General features: G+C 67.4%; 5 protein-coding genes. All 5 read left to right on the forward strand.

Features of this window, described 5'->3' with window-relative positions; translation table 11 throughout:
* Window positions 1–50: 50 nt before the first annotated feature.
* The 5 genes from ABE528_RS26385 (at window position 51) to ABE528_RS26405 (ending at window position 6,859) form a co-directional block, all read left to right on the forward strand.
* Complete coding sequence (locus ABE528_RS26385; protein ID WP_346654527.1) at window positions 51–1,238, forward strand: acyl-CoA dehydrogenase family protein; 1,188 nt, start codon at window positions 51–53, stop codon at window positions 1,236–1,238.
* A 26-nt stretch (window positions 1,239–1,264) separates the two neighbouring features.
* A complete protein-coding gene (locus ABE528_RS26390) occupies window positions 1,265–2,287 on the forward strand; it encodes a ferredoxin--NADP reductase (RefSeq protein ID WP_346654528.1) in 1,023 nt (340 codons plus the stop codon).
* Between the two features lie 20 nt (window positions 2,288–2,307).
* Window positions 2,308–3,915 (forward strand): FadD3 family acyl-CoA ligase, encoded by a 1,608-nt coding sequence (locus ABE528_RS26395; RefSeq protein ID WP_152959202.1) that lies wholly within the window; start codon window positions 2,308–2,310, stop codon window positions 3,913–3,915.
* A 90-nt stretch (window positions 3,916–4,005) separates the two neighbouring features.
* Complete coding sequence (locus tag ABE528_RS26400; RefSeq protein WP_346654531.1) at window positions 4,006–5,601, forward strand: DUF1302 family protein; 1,596 nt, start codon at window positions 4,006–4,008, stop codon at window positions 5,599–5,601.
* A gap of 28 nt (window positions 5,602–5,629) precedes the next feature.
* Entirely contained in the window at window positions 5,630–6,859 is a 1,230-nt protein-coding gene (locus ABE528_RS26405; RefSeq protein ID WP_346654529.1) for an NADH:flavin oxidoreductase, read from the forward strand.
* The last annotated feature ends 45 nt before the right edge of the window (window positions 6,860–6,904 follow it).

The following is a 6,904-nucleotide window of genomic DNA, read 5'->3' on the forward strand; positions in this document are numbered from 1 at the left end:
GATCGATCCCAGCTCGCGCAGTGGCGCAGCGAGACCGGGAGAGACCAGTGATGCACAGCTTGCGAGAAAAGACCCAGGAAGAAGTCGAACTGATCGAACGTGCGCGGCGCATGGTGCCGCAGCTCAAGGAGCGTGCGGCGCAGGCCGAGCGCGACCTGCGCATCCCCGACCAGACCATCGCCGAACTGCAGTCGGCCGGCCTGCTGCGCGCCCTGCAACCGCGCGCCTTTGGCGGCTACGAAGTGGACCCGCGGACGTTCTTCGAAATCCAGATGATCCTCGGTGAAGGCTGCATGTCGACCGCCTGGGTCTACGGTGTGATGGGGGTGCACCCGTGGCAGGTGGCGCGCTACCCGATCGAGGCGCAGCGCGAAGTCTGGGAGCAGGACCACGGTGCGCTGATTTCCTCTACCTACATGCCGGCAGCCAAGGTCAGCGTGGTGCCGGGCGGCTACCGCATCAGCGGGCGCTGGGGCTTCTCCAGCGGCAGCGAGCACTGCCAGTGGGTGCTGCTCGGCGGCATCCTGCCGGCCGACGGTGACTTTGCCAGCGAGCACGGCACCTTCCTGCTACCCCGCGCCGACTACCGTATCGAGCTCAACTGGGATGTGCTCGGCCTGCGCGGCACCGGCAGCCACGACATCGTGGTCGAGGATGCTTTCGTCCCGGCCCATCGCGTGCAGCGCACCAACAACTGGCAGATCGAGGCGACCCCGGGGCGCCTGGTGAACACCAACCCGATCTACGCGATCCCGTTCGCCCAGGTGTTCTCCCGTGCGGTCTCGACCTCGGCCATCGGCGCCCTGCAAGGGGCGATCAATGCCTTCCGCGACAACGCCGCCCAGCACATCGGCAAGCATGGTGCGCGCACCGCCGACGACCCGGTCGCGCAAACCGCGGTGGCCGAGGCGGTGATCACCGTCGACAGCCTGAAGCTGGTGCTCGAACGCAACTACGAGCACCTGATGCAACTGGCCCGCGCCGGCGAGTACCCGGACACCGAAACGCGCCTGCTGTACCGCTATCAGTCGTCCTACGTCACCAACATCTGTGCCGAGCGCATCAGTGACCTGCTGCGCAGCATGGCGGCCTCGGGCCTGTACAACAGCAACCCGGTGGCGCGGCTGTTCCGCGACCTGCACCAGGCGCGCGGGCATATCGCCAACAACTTCATGGCCTACGGGCGCAGCTTCGGCGCGGTGCAGCTGGGCCTGCCCAACCCGGACCCGTTCGTCTGAGCCAGGTGACAGCGAGTACCTGAACCATGAATGACTATCTTGCCTTGCGTGTGGCGCGGGTGATCGAGGAAACCGCCGATGCCCGGTCACTGGTGTTCGACGTGCCCGCGTCGCTGGCCGAGCGTTTTCACTACAAACCTGGCCAGTTTCTGACTCTGCGGGTGCCGTACGACGGCGGCTGGCTGCCACGCTGCTATTCGTTGTCGAGCACGCCGCTGCTTGATGAACCGCTGCGGGTGACCGTGAAGCGGGTGCGCGACGGGCGCGCCTCGAACTGGTTGTGCGAAGAACTGCAGGAAGGCCAGACCCTGCAGGTGTTGCCGCCGGCCGGGGTGTTCGTGCCCCGCGACCTGCAAGGTGACCTGCTGCTGTTCGGTGGTGGCAGCGGTGTCACACCGGTGCTGTCGATCCTGCGTTCGGCGCTGCTGGCCGGGCAGGGGCGGGTGCTGCTGATCTATGCCAACCGTGACGAACAGTCGGTGATCTTCCGCGATGAGTTGCGCTTCCTCGCGGCGGCCCACCCGCACCGCCTGCAGGTGGTGCACTGGCTCGACTCGGTGCAGGGCGTGCCGGCCGTGGCGCAGCTGGCCGAACTGGCCCGGCCGATGGTCGATGCCCAGGCGTTCATCTGTGGCCCGGGGCCGTTCATGGACGCCGCCGTGCAGGCGCTGGCCAGCCTCGGCATGCCCAGTGCCCGTGTGCATGTGGAGCGCTTCGTTTCGCTGCCTGGCGAAGGCGAACTGCCCCAGGCCAGCCACAGCGAAGCGGCGATGGCCGCACAGCTGGCGGTACGCCTGGACGGCGAGGACCACGAACTGGACTGCGCCAGCGGCGAGACCCTGCTCGATGCCATGCAGCGCGCCGGCCTCGCACCGCCCAGCGCCTGCCGCGTGGGCGGCTGCGCCTCGTGCATGTGCACCCTGGAGAGCGGCGCGGTCGAGTTGCTGCACAACGATGCCCTGGATGCCGACGAGCTGGCCGAAGGCTGGATCCTGGCCTGCCAGGCCGTGCCCACCAGCCCGCTGCTGCGTATCCGCTTTCCCGAGTGATGCCGATGAGTGAGCCTTGCATGAACCCGAACTTCGCTACCTCCCAAGCGCCGGCCGCTGCGCCGGCTACCATCGCCCGCCTGCTGTTCGACAGCGCGCAGCGCTTTGCCGGGCATGTTGCCATCGAAGAGCACGGCCAATGCCTGGACTACGCCGACCTGCCGGAGCAGGTGCTGCAGGTGACCCGCGGGCTGATGGCACTGGGCATCCAGCCGGGCGACCGGGTCGGCCTGTGGGCGCCCAACAGCCGCGAGTGGATCCTTGCTGCGTTGGGCATCCACTGCGCCGGCGCGGTGCTGGTGCCGGTCAACACCCGCATGAAAGGCGCCGAGGCCGCCGATGTGCTGGCCCGCAGTGGCTGCCGGGTGCTGTTCGTGCAACAGCGCTTCCTCGACGTCGACTACCCGGCGCTGCTCGCGCCCCATCGCCCGGCGACCCTGGAGCACCAGGTGATCTTCGCCTGCGACCAGGCTGCTGCCGCCCACGACCTGAGCCATGAGCGCTTTCTGCTCGGTGCGGCGACCATCGAGCCACTGACCGCCAGGCGCCGGGCCCTGAGCATTCAGCCAGAGTCCATCTGCGACCTGCTGTTCACTTCGGGCACCACCGGCAAGCCCAAGGGCGTGATGAGCGCCCATGGCCAGAACCTGCGGGCCTTTGCCGAGTACGTGCGGGTGCTGGGCCTGGTGCCGGGTGACCGCTACCTGATCGTCAACCCGTTCTTCCATGCCTTTGGCTACAAGGCCGGCTGGCTGACCTGCCTGATCGCTGGCGCGACCATCCTGCCGCACGCGGTGTTCGATGCCGAGACGGTGTTCCAGCGCATTGCCCGCGAGCGCATCAGCGTGCTGCCCGGCGCGCCGACCCTGTACCTGTCGCTACTGGCCCACCCGCGCCTGGCCGAAACCGACCTGTCCAGCCTGCGCATTGCCGTGACCGGTTCGGCGAGCATCCCGCCGAGCCTGATCGAGCGCATGCGCAGCGAGCTGGGCTTCAGCGTGGTGACCACCGCCTATGGCCTGACCGAATGCGGTGGCCTGGCCACCCTGTGCGACCCGCAGGCGCCGGCCGCGGTGATTGCCGGCACCAGCGGGCGGCCGTTGCCGGGCACCGAAGTGAGCATCCGCGATGCCGCCAACCGCGCCGTGGCCCAGGGTGAAACCGGGGAAATCTGCCTGCGCGGCTTCCATGTCATGCAGGGCTATTTCCAGGACCCGGCCGCCACCGCCGAGGCGATCGACGCCGAGGGCTGGTTGCACACCGGCGATGTCGGGCGCCTGGACGCACAGGGCAACCTGGCCATCACCGACCGCCTCAAGGACATGTACATCGTCGGCGGCTTCAACTGCTACCCGGCGGAAATCGAGGCCGCACTGCTGGCCCACCCGGCCATCGCCCAGGTGGCGGTGATCGGCATTGCCGACGCGCGCATGGGCGAGGTGGGTTGCGCCTGCGTGGTGCTGCGCGAGGGGCAGCAGCTCGATGAGCAGGCGTTGATCGGCTGGAGCCGCGAGCGCATGGCCAACTACAAGGTGCCGCGCCAGGTGCGGTTCTTCGCGGCACTGCCGCTGAACCCGTCGAACAAGGTCGCCAAGAACGACTTGAGGGTGGCCGTGGCACAGGCCTGAGTGTTCCGCCAACGGACGAAAACAATAACAACAAAGGAGAGCAGCATGTCTACCTTGAACACGGGCCCGGCCCGGCGCCGCTGGCTGGCCATGGCCATTGGCCTGGCCAGCGGCGGTGCCACTGCCGGGCCGACCCTGGAGCTGGGCGAGGACACCACGCTCGACTCGTCGCTCACGGTCAACTACACGGCGTCGATGCGTACCGCCAAGCAGGCCAGCCAGTACCTCAACGACATCAACAACGACGACGGCACGCGCAACTTCAAGCGCGGTTCGCTGATCACCAACCGCCTCAGCCTGTTCGGCGAACTGCGCCTGCGCCATGACAACGTCGGCGCCGTGGTGCGTGGCAGCCACTTCTACGACGATGTCTACCATGAGCGCAACGCCAACGATTCGCCACAGACGGTGAACAAGGTCGGCCGCGCCGACGGCTTCGTCGAGGACACCCGGCGCCTGAGCGGCAGCAAGGCGCGCCTGCTCGATGCCTACGTGTATGGCAACTACACGCTCGGCGACACCCAGTACCTGTCACTCAAGGCCGGCCGCCACCTGGTGGCCTGGGGCGAGAGCCTGTTCTGGGCCAACATCAGCCAGGGCCAGGCGCCGGTGGACGCGACCAAGTTCAACGTGCCGGGCACCGAGGCCAAGGACGCCTACCTGCCGGTGGGCCAGGTGTCGGCCTCGTGGTCGCTGAACGAAGACCTGGCGCTGGTCGGCTTCTACCAGTACGAGTGGGAGAAGACCCAGCTCAACCCGGTGGGCGATTACTTTGGCAGCGACTACTTCGGCCCGGGCGCGGAATTCTTCCGGCTCAATGCCGGGGTGATCGACAGCCTGCCGGACAAAACCTTCACCGGCGTCAACTATGCCGGTGAGGTCAAGCCCCGTGACGGTGGCCAGTGGGGCATGGGCGTGCGCTACCGGGTGACCGAGAACACCGAGGTGGGGCTGTTCCATTACCGCTATCACGAGCGGGTCGGCTCGCTGTACTTCGACTTCACCGGGCACACCCAGTACTCGTCGAACTCGCGCATCAGTGCGCGCGCCAACACCGGGGCAGCGCCGGCCTACCGCCTGGGCTACTTCGAAGACGTCGAGCTGACCGGGGTGAGCTTCAGCTCCAAGGTCGGCGATTCGGTGCAGTACGCCGGCGACCTGAGTTACCGCAACGGCGCCTCGGTGTACCTGAACAACGGCGCACCGACCACCGGGCAGATCTGGCAAGGCAACCTCAACGCCTCGTACATCCTCGGCCCGAGCTGGCTGGCCCAGCAGACCACCTTCATGGGCGAAGTGGTGCACCAGTACATCGAGGGCGTCGACACCCTGGTGATCAGCGGGGGCGGTGCGGGGGTTGACGGCCGCTTCGATGACTTCCAGTCCAAGACCCAGACCCGCGGCTCGACCCTGCTCGGCGTGGGCGCCTACATGGACTACCCGTCGATCGCCGACGGCCTGGACCTGACCACCCGGGTGGTCTGGCAGCAGAACGTCGACGGCAGCGCCTACCAGGGCCTGGGCCGTGCCGAGAAGCGCCTGACCGTCGGCGGCGACTTCAAGTACCTGGGCAACTTCCAGGTCGGCCTGACCTACGTCGCCTACCTGAGCTCCCCGGACGTCGCCCAGGGCCGCCTGCTGGCGGACCGCGACTACCTGTCGTTCAACGCCAAATACACCTTCTGAGTCCACCCCACCGAGGACGAGGCCTGACATGCACCCGAACCCCGATCAATCACCGTTCAGCCCGCTCAGCATTGGCCCGCTGACCCTGAAAAACCGCTTCATCAAGGCCGCCACCAACGAGGGCATGAGCGCCCAGGGCGTGCCGTCCCGGCAGCTGGCCAAGCTGCACGCGGGCCTGGCCAGCGGCGGCGTGGCGCTGACCACCGTGGCCTATTGCGCGGTCAGCCGCGACGGCCGCACGCTGCCTAACCAGCTGATCCTGGAACGCGACAGCCTGCCGCATTTCAAGGCCCTGACCGATGCGGTGCACCGCGAAGGCGGCAAGGCCAGCGCGCAGATCACCCACGGTGGCTGTTTCACCTTCATCCGCGAGCGCTCCACGCCCAGGCCGTTGTCGGCCAGTGGCGGCTTCAACAAGATCGGCATGATGAGCGGCATGTTTCTCAAGCAGGCGATGAACGAAGCCGACATGCAGCAGGTGGTGCGCGATTTTGCCCAGGGTGCACGGCTGGCCCGCGAAGCCGGATTCGACGCCGTGGAAATCCACATGGGCCACGGCTACCTGCTCAGCCAGTTCATCTCGCCGCTGTACAACAAGCGCCGTGACCCGTACGGCGGCAGCCTGGAAAACCGCCTGCGCTTCCCGCGCCGGGTACTGCGGGCGGTGCTCGATGCGGTCGGCCAGGACCTGGCCGTGGTGTGCAAGTACAGCATCACCGAGGGCGTGCGCGCCGGCAACAGTGCCGAGGACGGCGCGCAGATCGCGCGCATGCTGGAGCAGGAGGGCGCGCACCTGCTGGTGCTCAGCGCCGGGATGAACGCCGAGTCGATCACCACCATGTTTGGCTCGTCGTTCCCCAAGGAAAACCGCGTGCAGCAGAAGAACCCGCTGATTGCCCTGGCGATGAAGCTGCAGCGGCGCATGGACCCGGTGGTGGAGTTTCGCGAGCTGTACCTGCTCGAACATGCGCGCAAGGTGCGTGCGGCGGTGAAGATGCCGCTGGCGTACCTCGGCGGGGCCAAGAGCCTGGCGAGCATCGAGCAGGTGATGGCCGAGGGCTTCGACCTGGTGGCCATGGGCCGGGTGCTGATTGCCGAGCCGGATTATGTGAACAAGCTGGCCAGTGGTGCGAGCCGTAATTCGATCTGCACGGCGTGCAACCGCTGTGTGGCGATGATGTATACCCCGGGGGGCACCTCCTGTGTGCTTGGGCAACCGGGGGATGCCCAGCTCAACAGCCAGCGGGCTGCTGGCTGAGTGAGAGCAAAGTCTTGCGCGATCCCTGTGGGAGCCGCGGGGGGG

This window comes from Pseudomonas sp. TWI628 (genome assembly GCF_039673865.1).
Lineage (GTDB): Bacteria > Pseudomonadota > Gammaproteobacteria > Pseudomonadales > Pseudomonadaceae > Aquipseudomonas.